The organism is Stenotrophomonas sp. YJH_SMC_4, from assembly GCF_059371575.1.
Genome location: NZ_JCAFUR010000030.1, coordinates 1 through 18220, shown reverse-complemented (window position 1 = coordinate 18220; position 18220 = coordinate 1). Strand labels below are relative to the sequence as shown.

At 66.5% G+C, this 18220-nt stretch carries 15 protein-coding genes; 7 read left to right on the top strand and 8 right to left on the bottom strand.

Annotation, left to right across the window (positions count from 1 at the left end; genetic code table 11):
• Position 1 precedes the first annotated feature (1 nt).
• Together pgeF and rluD are read right to left on the bottom strand one after the other, a co-directional pair.
• Positions 2–772 (bottom strand): peptidoglycan editing factor PgeF, encoded by a 771-nt coding sequence (gene pgeF / locus AC5P9F_RS20045; protein ID WP_049451227.1) that lies wholly within the window; start codon positions 770–772, stop codon positions 2–4.
• Positions 772–1761: a 23S rRNA pseudouridine(1911/1915/1917) synthase RluD gene (gene rluD / locus AC5P9F_RS20040; RefSeq protein ID WP_005410789.1), complete on the bottom strand. Its 990-nt coding sequence runs from the start codon at positions 1759–1761 to the stop codon at positions 772–774. The genes pgeF and rluD overlap by 1 nt, the downstream gene beginning before the upstream one ends.
• A gap of 113 nt (positions 1762–1874) precedes the next feature.
• Between rluD and AC5P9F_RS20035 the strand changes: the two genes are divergently transcribed.
• A complete protein-coding gene (locus AC5P9F_RS20035; protein WP_024956778.1) occupies positions 1875–2762 on the top strand; it encodes an outer membrane protein assembly factor BamD in 888 nt (295 codons plus the stop codon).
• A 190-nt stretch (positions 2763–2952) separates the two neighbouring features.
• On the top strand, positions 2953–4155 hold the full coding sequence (locus AC5P9F_RS20030; RefSeq protein WP_133050342.1) for a lipase family protein: 1203 nt from the start codon (positions 2953–2955) through the stop codon (positions 4153–4155).
• 142 nt (positions 4156–4297) lie between these two features.
• On the opposite strand, the gene AC5P9F_RS20025 is transcribed toward AC5P9F_RS20030, so the two are convergent.
• The 3 genes from AC5P9F_RS20025 to sucC form a co-directional block, all read right to left on the bottom strand.
• Positions 4298–5932, bottom strand: a complete 1635-nt coding sequence (locus tag AC5P9F_RS20025) for an NAD+ synthase (RefSeq protein WP_024956776.1) — start codon at positions 5930–5932, stop codon at positions 4298–4300.
• A 241-nt stretch (positions 5933–6173) separates the two neighbouring features.
• Positions 6174–7049, bottom strand: coding sequence for a succinate--CoA ligase subunit alpha (sucD, locus tag AC5P9F_RS20020; RefSeq protein WP_005410793.1), 876 nt, complete (start codon positions 7047–7049; stop codon positions 6174–6176).
• 21 nt (positions 7050–7070) lie between these two features.
• Positions 7071–8240 carry an ADP-forming succinate--CoA ligase subunit beta gene (sucC, locus tag AC5P9F_RS20015; protein ID WP_004154430.1) on the bottom strand — a complete coding sequence of 390 codons (1170 nt, stop codon included), beginning with the start codon at positions 8238–8240 and terminating at the stop codon, positions 7071–7073.
• Positions 8241–8597: 357 nt separating this feature from the next.
• Here sucC and AC5P9F_RS20010 point away from each other — a divergent pair, with 357 nt between their 5' ends.
• On the top strand, positions 8598–10211 hold the full coding sequence (locus AC5P9F_RS20010) for a sensor histidine kinase (protein ID WP_005410794.1): 1614 nt from the start codon (positions 8598–8600) through the stop codon (positions 10209–10211).
• Positions 10212–10271: 60 nt separating this feature from the next.
• Positions 10272–11645, top strand: coding sequence for a sigma-54-dependent transcriptional regulator (locus tag AC5P9F_RS20005; RefSeq protein WP_049452342.1), 1374 nt, complete (start codon positions 10272–10274; stop codon positions 11643–11645).
• 126 nt (positions 11646–11771) lie between these two features.
• Here AC5P9F_RS20005 and pilB read toward each other — a convergent pair whose 3' ends face one another.
• From pilB to AC5P9F_RS19990, 3 genes are all read right to left on the bottom strand, one after another.
• Positions 11772–13505, bottom strand: a complete 1734-nt coding sequence (pilB, locus tag AC5P9F_RS20000) for a type IV-A pilus assembly ATPase PilB (RefSeq protein ID WP_308679060.1) — start codon at positions 13503–13505, stop codon at positions 11772–11774.
• Between the two features lie 222 nt (positions 13506–13727).
• Positions 13728–14135 carry a pilin gene (locus tag AC5P9F_RS19995; RefSeq protein ID WP_308679062.1) on the bottom strand — a complete coding sequence of 136 codons (408 nt, stop codon included), beginning with the start codon at positions 14133–14135 and terminating at the stop codon, positions 13728–13730.
• A gap of 151 nt (positions 14136–14286) precedes the next feature.
• The gene (locus AC5P9F_RS19990) at positions 14287–14724 is read right to left on the bottom strand and encodes a pilin (RefSeq protein ID WP_308679063.1); all 438 of its coding nucleotides are present in this window, start codon (positions 14722–14724) and stop codon (positions 14287–14289) included.
• Between the two features lie 352 nt (positions 14725–15076).
• On the opposite strand from AC5P9F_RS19990, the gene AC5P9F_RS19985 reads away from it, so the two are divergent.
• From AC5P9F_RS19985 to coaE, 3 genes are read left to right on the top strand one after another with little or no spacing between them, the layout of a single operon-like run.
• Positions 15077–16336, top strand: a complete 1260-nt coding sequence (locus AC5P9F_RS19985; RefSeq protein ID WP_308679065.1) for a type II secretion system F family protein — start codon at positions 15077–15079, stop codon at positions 16334–16336.
• 7 nt (positions 16337–16343) lie between these two features.
• On the top strand, positions 16344–17207 hold the full coding sequence (locus AC5P9F_RS19980) for a prepilin peptidase (RefSeq protein ID WP_005410800.1): 864 nt from the start codon (positions 16344–16346) through the stop codon (positions 17205–17207).
• Between the two features lie 11 nt (positions 17208–17218).
• Complete coding sequence (gene coaE / locus AC5P9F_RS19975; RefSeq protein ID WP_308679067.1) at positions 17219–17830, top strand: dephospho-CoA kinase; 612 nt, start codon at positions 17219–17221, stop codon at positions 17828–17830.
• Positions 17831–18220: the final 390 nt, after the last annotated feature.

The window sequence follows — 18220 nt, the reverse complement described above, 5'->3', positions numbered from 1 at the left end:
GTCAGGGCGCGATCCAGGCCAGCGTCGCCATGCGCCCGGTGCGACGGTCGCGCCGGTGCGAATACAGGTCCGGATCGGCCATGGTCGACACCGTGCCGCCATGGACCTGCGCCGGGTCCATGCCCGCCGCCTGCAACCGCTGCCGCGCCAGCGCGAACAGGTCCACCTTCCAATGGCCTGCGCGGGTGGCCACGAACGCCGCCTCGGCGGCCGGATCATGGCCGACGAAGGCGTGGTAGACCTCCTCGCCGATCTCGTAGTCGGCCGGTCCGGCGGCCGGGCCCAGCCAGGCCCGCAGCTGCGCCGGCGGCGTCTGCATGGCGGCCACGGTGGCCTCCAGCATGCCGTCGGCCAGGCCACGCCAGCCTGCGTGGGCCGCGCCCACCTCGCTGCCATCGGCGGCGGCAAACACCACCGGCAGGCAGTCGGCAGTCAGGATCGCCAGCACCACGCCCGGCACCGAAGTCACTGCGGCATCGGCCACCGGCTCGCTTGCGCCGGGCACCGGCGGCGCGGTGAAGCGCAGCACGGTGCTGCTGTGCACCTGGCGCAGCCAGTGCGGTGTCGAGGGCAGCCCCAGCCCCTGCTGCAGCAGCTGGCGGTTGTGCTCTACGTTGGCTGGGGTATCACCGTCGGCCGCGTGCCGGTTGCCCAGGTTGAACTGCGCGAACGGCGCCGGCGAAATGCCCGCACCGTGCCGACGCGTGGTCAGCGCATTGACGCCCGGCGGCGCCGGCCAGTCCGCCTGCAGCACGGGCAGCGCGGCGGCCATCACCAACGGTCCCGCTCGCGCGCGGCGAAGGCCTCGCTGTCTTCGCGCAGCACCTTCATCAGGTGCAGCATGTCCTCCGGCACCGGCGCGGTGTTGCGCACCAGCTCACCGGTGATCGGGTGCGTGAACTCCAGGGTTTCGGCGTGCAGGGCCTGGCGCTTGAAGCCACGCAGCGCGGCCACCAGCTCATCGCTGGCCCCCTTGGGCAGCTTCAGCGCACCGCCGTACAGCGGGTCACCGATGATCGGATGGCGCACATGCGCCATGTGCACGCGGATCTGGTGGGTACGGCCGGTTTCCAGGCGGCACTCCAGCGCGGTGTGCGCACGGAAGCGCTCGCGCAGGCGGTAGTGGGTGATCGCTTCCTTGCCGTCCTCGCGCACCGCCATCTTCAGGCGGTCGCGCGGGTGGCGGTCGATCGGGGCATCGGCGGTACCGCCGGCCACCAGCGCACCCATCACGATGGCCAGGTACTGGCGGTGCACGTCGCGTGCGGCCAGCTGCTCGACCAGCGCGGTCTGCGCTTCCAGGGTCTTGGCCACCACCATCACGCCACTGGTGTCCTTGTCCAGGCGGTGCACGATGCCCGCGCGCGGCAGCACCGCCACCGACGGGTCGCGGAACAGCAGGGCGTTGACCAGGGTGCCGCTGTGGTTGCCCGCGCCCGGGTGCACCACCAGGCCGACCGGCTTGTTGATCACCAGCAGGTGCTCGTCCTCGAACAGCACGTCCAGCGGGATGTCCTCCGGCTGGGCGTCGGTCTGGGTTTCCAGCACCACGTTGAGGGTCACCACCTCGCCACCGCGCAGCGGATCGCGCGGGCGCACCTGGGCGCCGTCCAGCAGGACCTCCCCGGCCTTGATCCACTCGGTCAGGCGCGAACGCGAGTATTCGGGGAACAGTTCGGCCACCACGGCGTCGAAACGGCGGCCGGCAGCGGTGTCGGGGACGATGGCCTGGCGGGCCGATTCAGAGGGTTGTTCAGACATGGCAGGGGGCATTCTTTGAAATTTTGGGGTCCCGGCGGCCGGTTTCAGTCGCTGGACAGGACACTAGGCTATCATCGACCCTTCGTATTCCAGCCGCGTCCCGCCTTGACCTCATGATCCGACGCTCCTCCATGCTCTCCGCGCCCGTCCGCCTCACCGCCCTGCTGCTGGTGCTGGTCATCGCCGCCACCGGCTGCCACCGTGGCGCCAAGAAGGGCGATCGCCCCGATGAAGGGACGCCGGTCGAACAGTTGTACGAGAAGAGCCACAAGCTGATGCAGGGTGGCAACTGGAGCGGGGCTGAAACCAGCTTCCGCCGCCTCGTGGCCCAGTATCCGTACGGCCCGTATACCGAACAGGCGATGATCGAAACCGCCTACGCGCAGTACAAGGCCGGCAAGCACGACGATGCGGTGTCCAGCATCGACCGCTTCATCCGTACCTACCCGACCCATCGCAACATCGCGTACCTGTACTACCTGCGCGGCCTGGCCAACTCCAACCGCAGTACGGTTTTCCTGCGTCGCGTATGGTCACTGGATGCCAGCCGCCGCGACCTGTCCACGCCGCACCAGGCGTATTCGGACTTCAACATCGTGGTGGACCGTTACCCGAACAGCCGCTACGCCGCCGATGCGCGCCAGCGCATGCTGGAGCTGCGTGACGTGTTCGCCCAGCATGAGCTGGACAACGCCCTGTACTACATGCGCCGCGGCGCCTGGGTCTCGGCCGCCGGCCGCGCCAACTACCTGCTGGAAACCTATCCGCAGAGCGCGTTCCAGTACGATGCCGTCGCCGTCCTGGCCGATTCCTACACCCACCTGGGCAACAAGACCCTGGCCGACGACGCCCGCCGCGTCCTGCAGCTGAACCAGCCGGACCACCCGTGGCTGGAAGGCAAGTGGCCGAAGTACCCGTGGATGATCCGCAAGCTGAACCCGTTCGCTGGCGAAAAGTCCGCCAGCACCGGCCAGCGCAACGCGCGACTGGAAAAGAAGTAAAAGAAGGCCCCGAAAGGGGCCTTTTCTTTGTCGGCAGATCCACGCCATGCGTGGAGGGTTCGTGCGCCCATGGACCACGACACTAGGAATTCTACGAATCCCCGGCGGATGCGACGCCGGTCCCAATCGGCGTAGGCGAGGCCATCCACACTGCGGCGCAACGGCCATCCCGGCCGTGAAGGAGCGCCCCATGACCCCACCGCCCCGCCGTTTCCACCCGCTTGCCTGCCTCCTCGCCACTGCCCTGCTGGCGCTGTCCTCGGGCCCCGTGGCGGCTGCCTCACCCGCACCGGGCGATCTGCTGTCTGCTGCCCCCTATCGCGCGTCATGGGTGCCGTCCAAGGCCGCGCAGGCCTACAAGCTGCACTACCGCACCCCGGATCATCGCGGCCAGCTGGCCGAAGGCACCGGCCTGCTGTACCTGCCCGCCGGCGCGGCGCCTGCAGGCGGCTGGCCGGTGGTGTCCTGGGCACATGGCACTCAGGGCATCGCGGATCGCTGTGCGCCCTCGGTGTCCGGCCCCTACCAACCCGAACGCGACGGCCGCTTCCTCGATCAGTTCCTGGCACAGGGCTATGCGGTGGTTGCTGCGGACTACCAGGGCCTCGGCAGTCCAGGTGACCATGCCTATCTGCATGTGCGCACTGCCGCGCGCAATGCCATCGACCTCGTCAAAGCCAGCCGCCAGTATCTGGGCACCGCAACGCTGTCGCCGCGCTGGGTCTCGGTCGGCCATTCGCAGGGTGGTGCCGCCGCGCTCACTGCCGGGCATCTGGCGCCCGCCTATGCTGGCCCGTCGCTGCACTACCGCGGCAGCTTCACCACCGGCACGCCCACCGCCGTCGAGCTGACCGCACTGGTGATGAAGCCGGACAACCGCACCGCCAATCCTGGCGCGCTCAACGCGTATCACGCGTATCTGCTCGACGGTCTGCTGCAGGTTGCGCCGCAGATCGACCGCGTCCTCAGCGACACCGGCCGCGCTCGCGTGGCAGTGGCACGCGAGCAGTGCCTGGGCGAACTGGCCACCACGCTGGACGGCGCGGATACCGGCAGCATGTTCACCGCACCGCTGACCAGCGTGCCAGGCATCTGGGCCGTGTTGTACGACTATCTCGGCGTACCGCGCCGCGGTTTCAGCCAACCGCTGATGCTGGGCCACGGCAGCGAGGACCGCGACGTGCCCTATCTGACCACCCTGCTGTATGCCGCAGGCCTGGCGCTGCGCGGCGAGCCGGTCGCGTTCCGGCGCTACCCGGTCGACCATCGCGGCACGCTGGACGCTGCGGCGGCGGATGGCCTGGCATTCGTACGAGCCCGGCTGGGGGACGGCCACTTCAACGACGCTGCGGAAACCGCCGGCCTCGAACAGCTGCTCGACGACGCCCGGTAGATCCACGCCATGCGTGGATGCGCGGGATACGGGTTGCCGGCCAGCGGCCGGCACTACCAAAGGCAGTAGATCCGCGCCATGCGTGGATGCGCGGCATACGGCGTTGCCGGCCAGCGGCCGGCACTACCTGCCAACGGCTACCTCAACCCTTGTAGCCGTTGCTGATCGGGTAGCGACGCTCGCGACCGAAAGCGCGGCGCGACACCTTCGGGCCTGGCGCGGCCTGGTGCCGCTTCCACTCGCTGATGCGCACCAGGCGCAGCACGCGGTCGACCACGGCCGCGTCATAACCGGCGGCAACGATCTCCGTGCGCGACTGCTCCTGGTCGATGTAGCGGTACAGGATGCCGTCCAGCACGTCATAGGCCGGCAGCGAGTCCTGGTCCAGCTGGTTCTCGCGCAGTTCGGCCGACGGCGGCCGGCTGATCACCGCCGGCGGGATCACCGGCGCGCCGCCCACGGTATTGCGCCACTTGGACAGGCCGAACACCTCGGTCTTGTACAGGTCCTTCAACGGCGCGTAGCCACCGCACATGTCGCCATAGATGGTGGCATACCCGACGGCGTACTCGCTCTTGTTGCCGGTGGTCAGCAGCAGGCCACCGAACTTGTTGGCCAGCGCCATCAGGATCACGCCACGGCTGCGCGACTGCAGGTTCTCTTCGGTCACGTCCGGCGCAGTGCCTTCGAACATCGGCGCCAGCGATTCCATCAGGCCCTTGAACGCCGGCTCGATCGAGACCGCTTCCAGCTTCACGCCCAGTGCCTGGCACTGCTCGGCGGCCAGGTCGTTGGACATGCCGGCGGTATAGCGCGACGGCAGGCGCACAGCGGTGACGTTCTCGGCGCCGAGCGCGTCGACCGCCAGCGCCAGTACCAGCGCCGAATCGATGCCACCGGACAGGCCCAGCCAGACCTTCTTGAAACCGTTCTTGCGGCAGTAATCCTGGATGCCACGGGTCACCGCGCGCCAGGCCAGCGCGTCCATGCTCTCGTCGCCGTCGTCCATCCACACGTGCGGCATGAAGCGGCGTGTTTGGCCGTCGTACTCCACCACCAGCCACTGGTCGACGAAGGCGGCGGCGGCGGGGTGCACCGTGCCGTCACCGTCGGCCACCACCGAGGCGCCATCAAACACCAGCGCATCCTGGCCACCGACCACATTGAGATAGGCAATCGCTGCCCCGCTCTCGCGGGTGCGTGCGGCCAGCACCGCATCGCGCTGGGCGTGCTTGCCGCGCTCGTACGGCGAGGCATTGGGTACCACCACCAGCTGCGCGCCGGCGCGCACGGTGTCGGCCAGCGGCTCGGCGAACCACAGGTCCTCACAGATCAGCAGGCCCACCGGAATGCCGTTGACCTCGAAGACGCAGCTGCCGCCGTCCGGATCAACATCGAAGTAGCGGCGTTCGTCGAACACGGCGTAATTGGGCAGCTCACGCTTGCGGTAGGTCTGCTCGACCAGGCCATCGCGCAGCACGCTGGCGGCGTTGTAGACCACCGCGCCAGCCGCCTGCGGCCAGCCGACCACCGCGGTGATGCCGCGGCAGGCACCGGCGATGCGCATCATTGCCTGCTCGCACTCGTACAGGAAGCCCGGGCGCAGCAGCAGGTCTTCCGGCGGATAACCGCTCACCGCCAGCTCGGGGAACATCACCAGCTCGGCGCCGTACTCGTCGCGCGCCTGGCCGATCATCTCGATGATGCGCTCGGTGTTGCCGGCGACGTCGCCGACCGGGAAGTCGAACTGCGCCATCGCGATGCGGATCGAAGCCATGGGAATCCAGCCTGTGGTTGCAATGCCGCCATTGTAGCGCTGCGCCATGCGCGCGCCGGGCGCGCTCGCTGCGTGGACAGCCCCGGCTCAGTAGATCCACGCCATGCGTGGATGAGCTTGCCGGGATGGCCAGGGCGCCAGACGCAGAAAGGCCGCCCGGAGGCGGCCTTTCTGTTTTGCAGCAGCCGGTGGGAAGAGCAGTCGACTAACAGTCGACTCTACAATCCCCCGCCCAGCGGTCTTACTTGACCAGCTTGGCGATGGCAGCGCCCAGGTCGCCCGGCGAGCGGACGGTGACAACACCGGCCGCTTCCATGGCGGCGAACTTGCCTTCGGCAGTGCCCTTGCCGCCCGAGGCGATCGCACCGGCGTGGCCCATGCGCTTGCCGGCCGGAGCCGACGCACCGGCGATGAAACCGACGACCGGCTTCTTCACGTGGTTCTTGATGTACTCGGCGCCGGCTTCTTCGGCGTCGCCGCCGATTTCGCCAACCATGATGATGCCTTCGGTCTGCGGGTCTTCGTTGAACAGCTTCAGGCAGTCGACGAAGTTCAGGCCGTTGATCGGGTCACCGCCGATGCCGATGCAGGTGGACTGGCCCAGGCCGACTTCGGTGGTCTGCTTGACCGCTTCATAGGTCAGGGTGCCCGAACGCGACACGATGCCGATCTTGCCCGGCTGGTGGATGTGGCCCGGCATGATGCCGATCTTGCACTCACCCGGGGTGATGACGCCCGGGCAGTTCGGCCCGATCAGCACGGTGTCCGGATGCGAACGGGTCAGCACGTTCTTGACGCGCAGCATGTCCAGCACCGGGATGCCTTCGGTGATGCAGACGATGACCTTGATGCCGGCAGCAGCGGCTTCCAGGATCGCGTCAGCCGCGTACGGCGGCGGCACGTAGATGACCGAGGCGTTGGCGCCGGTGCTCTGCACGGCGTCGGCAACGGTGTTGAAGACCGGCAGGTCGATATGGGTGGTGCCACCCTTGCCCGGGGTCACGCCGCCGACAACCTGGGTGCCGTACTCGATCATCTGAGTGGCGTGGAAGGTGCCCTGCTGGCCGGTGAAGCCCTGCACGATCACCTTGGTGTTCTTGTTGATCAAAACAGACATTGGAATTCCTTGGTGTCGGTATCAGGCGGCGTTCTTGACAGCTTCAACGATCTTCTTGGCGCCATCGTTGATGTTGTCAGCCGGGATGATGGCCATGCCGCTGTCACGCAGCAGCTGCTTGCCTTCTTCCACGTTGGTGCCTTCCAGGCGCACCACGACCGGAACCTTGACGCCCACTTCCTTCACGGCGGCGATGATGCCTTCGGCAATCATGTCGCAGCGGACGATGCCGCCGAAGATGTTGACGAAGATGCCTTCGACCTTGTCCGAGGACAGGATCAGCTTGAAGGCTTCGATGACGCGCTGCTTGTTGGCACCGCCGCCCACGTCCAGGAAGTTCGCCGGCTCGCCGCCGTTGAGCTTGATGACGTCCATGGTGGCCATGGCCAGGCCGGCGCCGTTCACCATGCAGCCGATGTTGCCGTCCATGGTGACGTAGTTGATGTCCAGTTCCGAAGCGATCACTTCGGTCGGATCTTCCTGGGTCTTGTCGCGCATGGCGACCAGGGCCTTCTGGCGGAACGCGGCGTTGTCGTCGCTGTCGAACTTGCCGTCCAGCGCGTACAGGTTGCCGTCGTCCAGGATGGCCAGCGGGTTGATTTCAACCAGGGCCAGGTCCTTTTCGTTGAACAGGCGGTACAGGTTCACCATGATGCTGGCGAACTGGCCGGCCTGCTTGGCGGTCAGGCCCAGCTTGAAGCCGAAATCGCGGCCGTGGTAACCCTGCACGCCTTCGACGAAGTCGACGTTCAGCGAGTGGATCAGCTCCGGGGTTTCAGCAGCGACCTGCTCGATCTCCACGCCGCCTTCCGAAGAGGCGATGTAGGTGATGGTCTTGGTGCCACGGTCGACCAGCACCGACAGGTACAGTTCCTTGACGATCTCGCCGGCGGTGGTCACCAGCACCAGGTTGACCGGCAGTTCAACGCCAGCGGTCTGGTAGGTGGCCATCTTGGTGCCGAGCATCTTGGCCGCAGCGGCCTTCACGTCGTCGGTGGTCTTGCAGAACTTGACGCCGCCAGCCTTGCCGCGGCCGCCAGCGTGGATCTGCGCCTTGACCATCCAGGGGCCCTGGCCCAGGGAGTTGGCAGCGGCAACCGCTTCGTCCGGGGTCGCAGCGACCTTGCCGGCCGGGACCGGGATGCCGTACTCGGCAAGCAGTTGTTTTGACTGGTATTCGTGGAAATTCATGCGTCACCGTGGGAATAGGAACGACCGCACGCAATTCCTCAGGGCCCCGGCGGGGCGCCGGCATGGACCGCGGCGGGCCCACTATTGTGGCCGAGCCGGCGCCGGGGCGCAAAGAAGTCTGTACAAAACGCCAGACGCGGGCAGATTTCCACCGTCATTCAGGCAGTTGCACCCGGGCCGGGGCTGGCCACCGGTGTCCGCAACGGGCCAAATGCGCGATCCGGACCACTTCGGCGGCGCCCGGCCGGGGGCCCTATACTGCCCTTCGCAAACGCGACGTGCCGGCCCGACTTCAGGGGACGCCGGACAGGCCCGCCGCAGAATCCAGACCCAGGCAGCCAGAAGGGGAGTTCCGGCGTGTCACCCAGTGCTTCATTGATTGACCGCATCGAATCGATTCCGCGGCGTGAACTGTATTTCTTCGCGCTGTACCGGGTGCTGATCGCTACGGTCATTGCCGCCCTGCTCTACAGCCCGTTGTCGGCCATGGTCGGCGAAGCCCACCACCCGCGGCTGGCCGATGTCGTTGCGGTCATCTACCTGGCCCTGGCGCTGCTGGCCCTGGTGGTCGGCCGCAACGAACGCTGGCTACGCCCGATCGTGGTCAGTGGCGTGCTGGTGGATATCGTGGCCGCCACCCTGCTGTCGCACGCCCTGCCCGGCGCCAGCGCCGGTATCTCGATGTCGCTGCTGTTCAACATCGCCGCCGCCGCCACTCTGCTGCCGCTCAGCCTGGGGCTGGGCCTGGCGCTGGCCGCCAGCCTGGCCACCGGCGTCGAGTACACCTGGAAGCTGCTGGAAGGCGGCGACCCCACCCGCACCCTCGCCGAACTGGCGATGTTCGCCACCAGCTACCTGGCACTGGCCTTCATCAGCTACCAGGTGGGCAACCGCGCCCGCCGCAACCAGCAGCTGGCCAACCAGCGCGGCGATGAAGTCGCCAACCTGTTCCAGATCAACGAACTGATCATCCGCCGCATGCGCACCGGCGTGCTGGTGGTGGACGCCGACAACCGCATCACCCTGGCCAACGAAGCCGCCTCGATGCTGCTGGGCGACAACGACGGCAACGGCGAAAGCGGGCGCCTGGACCTGGCCAGTGCCGCACCGGAACTGGCGCGCCGGCTGCAGCGCTGGCGCAATGGCTGGGCACAGGACGAACTGCCGCTGCAGCTCAACCCCGACCAGCCGGAAGTGCAGCCGCGCTTTGCCCGCCTGCTGGCCGGCAGCGACCTTGCGCTGGTGTTCCTGGACGATTCCAGCGTGGTCTCGCGCCGCGCCGAATCGCTCACTCTGTCGGCGATGGGCCGCTTCTCGGCCAGCCTGGCCCACGAGATCCGCAATCCGCTGGCGGCGATCAACTATGCCGTGCAGCTGCTCGAGGAAGGCACCGGCTTCAACGAAAGCGACCGCCGCCTGCTGCAGATCATCCGCCAGCAGTGCCAGCGCACCAACGGCATCGTCGAGAGCGTGCTGGGCCTGGCACGGCGCGAACGCGCCACGCCCGAGAACGTGGACCTGGTCGCCTTCGTGCGCCGCTTCGTGCTGGAGTACAAGCAGGGCCAGACCCTGGAGACCGACAGCATCGAACCGATCATCAGCGACACATCGGTGATGGCCCAGGTCGACGCCAAGCATCTCTACCAGGTGCTGACCGTGCTGGTGCACAACGCACTGAAGTACGGCCGCATCGGCCAGCAGCCTGCACGGGTGCGGTTGCGCGTGGCCCAGCACGAACGCAGCGCGGTGATCGACGTGATGGACCGTGGCCCGGGTATCCCGGAGAGCGTGGCCGCGCAGCTGTTCCGGCCCTTCTTCACCACGTCCGAGCATGGCACGGGACTGGGCCTGTACATCGCGCGCGAGCTGTGCAGGGCCAACCAGGCCCGCCTGGACTACATCGCGGTGCCGGCCGGTGGCTCCTGCTTCCGCCTGGTGCTGCCCGGTCCACATACGCTGCTGCCGAGCTGATCCCCATTCTGTGCGTCAAACATTTGTCGCTTCCAGCCCCCTCGTTTATCTTTCACGCCCATGAATGAAACCCGCAGCGCCCTCGTCGTCGACGACGAACGCGACATCCGCGAACTGCTGGTGCTGACCCTCGGCCGCATGGGGCTGCGCATCAGTACCGCCGCCAACCTGGCCGAGGCACGTGAGCTGCTGGCCAGCAATCCGTACGACCTGTGCATCACCGACATGCGCCTGCCCGATGGCAACGGCATCGAGCTGGTCAGCGAGATTGCCCAGCACTACCCGCGCACGCCGGTGGCGATGATCACCGCATTCGGCAGCATGGATCTCGCCGTGGAGGCGCTGAAGGCCGGTGCGTTCGATTTCGTCAGCAAGCCGGTGGACATCTCGGTGCTGCGCGGACTGGTCAAGCACGCGCTGGAACTCAACAACGCCGAGCGCCCCGCACCGGGCCCCAACGCCGAACAGGGCGGACGCCTGCTGGGCCACTCGCAGGCCATGGATGTGCTGCGCACCACCATCGGCAAGGTCGCGCGCAGCCAGGCGCCGGTCTACATCCTCGGCGAGTCGGGCGTCGGCAAGGAGCTGGTTGCACGCACCATCCATGCCCAGGGCGCGCGCGCGGCCGGCCCGTTCGTGCCGGTCAACTGCGGCGCCATTCCCGGCGAGCTGATGGAGAGCGAATTCTTCGGCCACCGCAAGGGCAGTTTCAGCGGCGCACACGCTGACAAGCCTGGCCTGTTCCAGGCTGCGCACGGCGGCACCCTGTTCCTGGACGAAGTGGCTGAACTGCCGCTGCAGATGCAGGTGAAGCTGCTGCGCGCGATCCAGGAAAAGTCGGTGCGCGCGGTGGGCGCGGCCACCGAGGAGCCGGTGGATGTCCGCATCCTCTCGGCCACCCATAAGGACCTGGCCGAGCTGGTCGAGGACGGGCGCTTCCGCCACGACCTGTACTACCGCATCAACGTGATCGAACTGAAGGTGCCGCCACTGCGCGAACGCCGCCAGGACCTGCCCGAACTGGCCGCCGCCGTGCTGGCCCGCCTGGCCCGCAGCCACGGCCGCGCCACCCCGCTGCTGGCGCCCTCGGCGCTGGAAGCCCTGGCGCAGTACGCGTTCCCGGGCAATGTGCGCGAGCTGGAGAACATCCTGGAACGTGCGCTGGCCCTGGCCGAGGAAGACTGCATCGGCGCCGATGACCTGCGCCTGCCACAGCACGCGCCGCGTGCTCCCGGCAGTGCGGCGCCCGCCGAAGCGGTGGCCGACCTGCAGCCGGGCAGCGCTGCCCTGCCCTCCTACATCGAGCAGCTCGAGCGCAGCGCCATCCAGCGTGCGCTGGAAGAGAACCGCTGGAACAAGACCCGTACCGCCGCGCAGCTGGGCATTACCTTCCGTGCGCTGCGCTACAAGCTGAAGAAGCTGGGGATGGAGTAAACCCGGGGGCCGGATCCCTTTCCAAAGGAAAGGGCTCTGACCCGGCGCGTACGACCGAACTGGTAGTGCCGGCCGCTGGCCGGCAACCCCATGCATCGCGTCATCCACGCATGGCGTGGATCTACCTCAATCCTTGGTGACGCGGTTGATCTCGGCCAAGCTGGTAATGCCCGCCGCCGCCTTCTTCAATGCCGACTGGCGCAGGTCATTCACCCCGATCTGCTGCGCCGCCTCGGCAATCTGCAGCGCATTGCCACCGGCCAGCACGATGGTGGCGATCTCATCGGTCATCGGCATGACCTGGTAGACGCCGGTCCGGCCCTTGTAGCCCTCGGTGCATTCGTCGCAGCCCACGGCCTCGTACAGCTCGATGCCCGCATCCAGCTGCGCCTGGGTGAAGCCTTCGGCGAGCAGCGCATGTTCGGGCAGGCTGGACGGTCGCTTGCAGTTGCCGCACAGGCGACGCGCCAGGCGCTGGGCGATCACCAGCGTCACCGAGCTGGTGATGTTGTAGGGCGCGATACCCATGTTCATCAGGCGCGCGATGGTCTGCGGCGCATCGTTGGTATGCAGCGTGGACAGCACCATGTGGCCGGTCTGCGCGGCCTTGATCGCGATCTCCGCTGTTTCCAGGTCGCGGATTTCGCCGACCATGATGATGTCCGGGTCCTGTCGCAGGAACGAGCGCAGCGCCGCGGCGAAGGTCATGCCGCGCTTGTTGTTCTGCTGTACCTGGTTGACGCCCGGCAGGCGGATTTCCACCGGGTCTTCGGCGGTGGAGATGTTGCGCGTCTCGTCGTTGAGGATGCCCAGCGCGGTATACAGCGACACCGTCTTGCCCGAACCGGTCGGGCCGGTCACCAGCACCATGCCGTACGGCTTGTGGATGGCATCCAGGAACAGCTTCTGCTGGTCCGGCTCGTAACCCAGCTTGTCGATGCCCAGCTTGGCCGCGCTGCCATCGAGGATACGCAGCACCACCTTCTCGCCGAACAGGGTCGGCAGCGTGCTGACGCGGAAGTCGATCTGCTTGGTCTTGGACAGATTGAGCTTGATGCGGCCGTCCTGCGGGACGCGCTTCTCGGCGATGTCCAGCTGTGCCATCACCTTCAGGCGGGCGGCGATGCGCTGGTTCAACTTCACCGGTGCGCGCGCGACCATCTTCAGCAGGCCATCGATGCGCAGGCGCACGCGGTAATCATCTTCGTAGGGCTCGAAGTGGATGTCCGAGGCACCCTTGCGGATCGCATCGACCAGCACCTTGTTGACGAACTTCACCACCGGGGTGTCGTCACCCTTGGCGTCGATGCCGGAATCGCCGCCGGTGGCGCCGAGATCCTCGTCGCCGGCCGCCACGTCCAGGTTGCCCATGCCATCGTCATCGCCCCCCAGGGCGTCGCCGAGGGTGTCATGGCTGGCGTGCCACTGTTCCAGCGTGCGGCGGATCTGGTCCTCGTCAACCAGGATCGGTTCGACCACCAGATTGGTGTGGAACTTGATCTCGTCCAGCGAGTGGGTCGGGTTGCTGGTGCCGACGAACAGCCTGCCACCGCGCCTGAACAGCGGCAGCACGTTGTGCTTGCGCAGCAGCTCCTCGCTGACCAGGCTCATCGCGTTCTGGTTGGCGTCAAAGGTGGACACGTCGAACAGCGGCATGCCGAACTCGACCGCGTTGGCGGCGGCCAGCTGCGAGGCATTGACCAGCTTGTTCTGAGCGAACCACGTCGGCAGTGGCTGGCGGGCGGCCGCGGCCTTGGCCATGGCGTCGCGGGCGGTGGCCTCGTCCAGGGCCCCGTCCTGCACCAGGCGACGGGCCAGGCCGGTGATGCCGACAAGATTGGCGGTGGTGACAGCGTTCATATGAATCCTTGGCTCATGGGGTCATGCCATGCCGTGCTTCTTGCACGGACACCGCACGGGGCAGCAGAACCCGCCGCGACCCAATGGCCACCGGCATCGCCAATCCATGAGCAACACTGCCTTGCCCGGCACTCCCAGCCCGGCAGGCACGATCCTGACTCCCCCGGGGATGATAGCCCCGTCAAGGGGCAGCCAGCATCCCATCGGAGCGCTGAAGTGTGATCAGCAGCCGGTCGGGCGATAGCGCGCTTCGAACGCGCTGCCATCGCAGCTCCAGATGCCCTCGGCGGAGCGGCGCAGGATCAGGTCCTTGCCTTCCAGCGTGCTGTGGCCCTTGAGGGTGCAGCTGATATGGCCGACGCCGGAATCGCTGAGTTCGGCTTCAACGTTCGAGCAGTGGGCGTTCTGGGCGCCGCCGATGAACTCGGGGGTGACCAGGCTGGCCGAGCGGTTTTCATAGACGACCGTTTCAACCAGCATCTTGCCCGGGCTGATATCGGCCAGCGCGGCCGTCAGCTGGGTACGAATGATGTAAGGCTGAAATACGACTGTCCCGATCGCTGCCAGAATGGCGATGATGGCTACAACGATCATCAGTTCGATGAGCGTAAAGCCCTTCTGTGTGTTCATGACTCCCCCTGTTTGATCCAGCAATCCCCATTGCCGCGTGCTGACCGGAATTCGTACTCCAGTCAGCACAAGGCCCGCCGAAGCGGGCCTTGTGTCTACTCTGATGCAGCTACAGGAGCAGGAAACTCCTATTCCCGACGGCTCAAGAGTATTAGGTACCAGTGCAGCCAGCCGGACGGAACTTCTTGTCAACCGACACGGTGGTGCAGCTGAAACCACCCGCCTTGGTGATCGCGCCCGAGGTTGCGTCCACGGTCGCTTCAGCATAGTCCAGCGCGATGCTGGAGCTGGTGCCGATACGGCCCGGATCGCGGATGGTGCAGGTCATGCCAGTCTTGGCCACGGTGATTTCCGAGCAGCTACCGGTTTCCTTGCTCTGGAAGCCAGCAGATTCCAGCGTCGGGGTCTTGCCGTTGCTGATGTCCATCTCGAACTGCGTCTTGTGCGAGGCCAGGTCGGCCAGCGCAGCGGTGACCTTCGACTTCGAGGTGTAGTCCTGGTAGGCCGGCAGTGCGATGGCGGCCAGGATGGCGATGATCGCGACGACGATCATCAGTTCGATAAGGGTGAAGCCCTTCTGGTTCTTCATTGGTACATCCCCAAGATAGTGGTGGTTGAGTTCAGTGCACGGGATCGGACCGGACAGCGCCGGTTGAGCGGGCCCCATGCCCTGCGGGTGGATCAACGCAGGTTGCGTGCCAACCCCGGCACGCCTCCCCCTGGATTTCCCCGCGCCCATGATGGCAGCAATTTCGCGGATGGGAACCCCCCACTTCCGAATCTGCGATGGACGCGGCAATGTGACGCAGTACGTCACCTTTGGTCGGCACCCGGCACGAAATCGCACGCTGGGCCGCCTGCCAACTGCCCATCCGCCCTTGAACCCGCTACCATCGATGGCTAGTTACCCGCCTGGGGATGGCGGGTCTTGGGGAGCCAACATGTCTGTCAGTCGCAGTGCGATCAAGAAAGAGCCGGTGGCGCGCGCCACCATGGAGCTGCAGCCGTTTGTCTGGGAGGGGACCGACAAGCGGGGCGTGAAGATGAAGGGCGAGCAGCTGGCCAAGAACGCCAACCTGCTGCGCGCCGAGCTGCGCCGCCAGGGCATCAACCCGGGCCAGGTCAAGCCCAAGTCGAAGCCGCTGTTCGGCGCCGCCGGCAGCCCGGTCAAGCCGAAGGACATCGCCTTCTTCAGCCGGCAGATGGCCACGATGATGAAATCCGGCGTGCCGATCGTGTCGGCGCTGGACATCATCGCCAGCGGGCACAAGAACCCGCGGATGAAGAAGCTGGTCGACACCATCCGCACCGACATCGAGGGCGGCTCCTCGATGTACGAAGCCATCAGCAAGCACCCGGTGCAGTTCGACGAGCTGTACCGCAACCTGGTGCGGGCCGGTGAAGGCGCGGGCGTGCTGGAGACCGTGCTGGACACGGTGGCCACCTACAAGGAGAACATCGAAGCGCTGAAGGGCAAGATCAAGAAGGCGCTGTTCTACCCGATCATGGTGGTGGTGGTGGCCATGCTGGTCAGCGGCATCATGCTGGTGTTCGTTGTGCCGCAGTTCGAGGACGTGTTCAAGAGCTTCGGCGCCGACCTGCCCGCCTTCACCCAGATGGTGGTGAACCTGTCACGGTTCATGGTGTCGTGGTGGTGGCTGATGCTGCTGGTCGCGATCGGCACCGGCGTCGGCCTGGTCATGTCCTACAAGCGCTCGCCGAAGATGCAGCATGCGATGGACCGGTTCGTGCTGAAGGTGCCGGTGATCGGGCAGATCATGCACAACAGCGCCATCGCCCGCTTCTCGCGCACCACGGCGGTGACCTTCAAGGCCGGCGTGCCGCTGGTGGAGGCGCTGGGCATCGTGGCCGGCGCCACCGGCAATACCGTGTACGAAGAGGCGGTGCTGCGCATGCGCGACGACGTCTCGGTGGGTTACCCGGTGAACATGTCGATGAAGCAGACCAACCTGTTCCCGCACATGGTCATCCAGATGACCGGCATCGGCGAAGAGGCCGGTGCGCTGGATGCCATGCTGTTCAAGGTGGCCGAGTACTATGAGCAGGAGGTCAACAATTCGGTGGATGCCCTGAGCAGCCTGCTGGAACCGATGATCATGGTGTTCATTGGTACCATTGTCGGCGGCATGGTGATTGCCATGTACCTTCCCATCTTCAAACTCGGCGCCGTCGTCGGATAACACATACATGGCTTTTCTCGACCAGCATCCTGGCCTCGGCTACCCCGCCGCGGCCGCCTTCGGACTGCTGCTGGGCAGTTTCCTGAACGTCGTCATCCTGCGCCTGCCCAAGCGGCTGGAATGGCAGTGGAAGCGCGATGCGCGCGAAGTCCTGGAGGAACCGGACTTCTATGAACCGCCCCCACCGGGGATCGTGGTCGAGCCGTCGCACTGCCCGCACTGCAAGCACAAGCTGAGCTGGTACGAGAACATCCCGCTGTTCAGCTGGATCATCCAGGGCGGCAAGTGCCGCCACTGCAAGGCACCGATCTCGCTGCAGTACCCGCTGGTGGAGGCGCTGACCTCACTGCTGGTGGTGGCCTGCGTCTGGCAGTTCGGCTTCGGCTGGCAGGGTTTCGGCGCCATCGTGCTGACCTGCTTCCTGATCGCATTGTCCGGCATCGACCTGCGCACCCAGCTGCTGCCCGACCAGCTCACCCTGCCGCTGATGTGGCTGGGGCTGATAGGCAGCATCGACAACCTGTACATGCCGGCCAAGCCCGCCCTGGTGGGCGCGGCGGTGGGCTATCTGTCGCTGTGGACGGTCTGGTGGCTGTTCAAGCAGCTGACCGGCAAGGAGGGCATGGGCCACGGCGACTTCAAACTGCTGGCAGCCCTGGGCGCTTGGTGTGGCCTGAAGGGCATCCTGCCGATCATCCTGCTGTCGTCGGTGCTGGGCGCCATCATCGGCTCGATCTGGCTGTACAGCCGGGGCCGTGACCGCGCCACGCCGATTCCGTTCGGCCCTTACCTGGCCATTGCCGGCTGGTTGTACTTTATGTGGGGTGCGCCGCTGGTGGAGCAGTACATGGTGATGAGCGGGCTGCGCTGAGGGGAGTCCCCATGAGCCGCTATGTGGTTGGCCTGACCGGTGGCATCGCCTCGGGCAAGAGTGAAGTGACCCGGCGCTTCGAAGCGCTGGGCATCGTGGTGGCCGATGCCGACCTGGCCGCCCGGGCCGTGGTGGCTGCCGACAGCCCGGCGCTGGCCCGCATTGCCGAGCGTTTCGGCGCCGACATGCTGCTGGCCGACGGCGGCCTGGACCGGGCCCGCCTGCGCGCCCACGTCTTTGCCGATCCGGCCGAGCGGACGGCGCTGGAAGCCATCACCCACCCGGCCATCCGCCTGCTGATGCAACAGCAGTGCGAGCACGCTGAGAGCCCCTATGCGATTGCGGCCATTCCGCTGCTGACCGAGGTGGGCGGGCGGAAGGCATACCCCTGGCTGGACCGGGTGCTGCTGGTGGATGCACCGGAAGCCGTGCAGCACGCCCGCCTGATGCAGCGCGATGGCATCGACGCCGCGCTGGCTGACCGCATGATCGCCGCCCAGGCCAGCCGTGCGCAGCGCTTGGCACTGGCCGATGACGTGGTGGTCAATGATGGGCAGCCGGAGGACCTGCAGGTGCAGGTGGAACAGCTGCATGCGCGGTATCTGGGCTTGGCCGGGGCTTGAGGCCTGGTTGCCGGCCAGCTGCCGGCACTACCGAAGCGCATCCATGCGTGGCGTGGATCTACTGGCTGATTCGATTGCCGGCCAGCGGCCGGCACTACCAAAGCGCGTCCATGCGTGACGTGGATCTACTGGCCGATTCGATTGCCGGCCAGCGGCCGGCACTACCAAAGCGCATCCATGCGCGGCGTGGATCTACTGGCCGATTCGATTGCCGGCCAGCGGCCGGCACTACCAAAGCGCATCCATGTGTGGCGTGGATCTTATCTCTTGCCAATCTGGCACCTTGGGTGCCGAGAGCCCGGCGTGGGCGACCGTGTGGATCCAGGTCTTGCGACCGAGAAGTAGCTTGGGTCCCCACGCCGGATTCTCCCTGAACCGCCCGAACAGTTG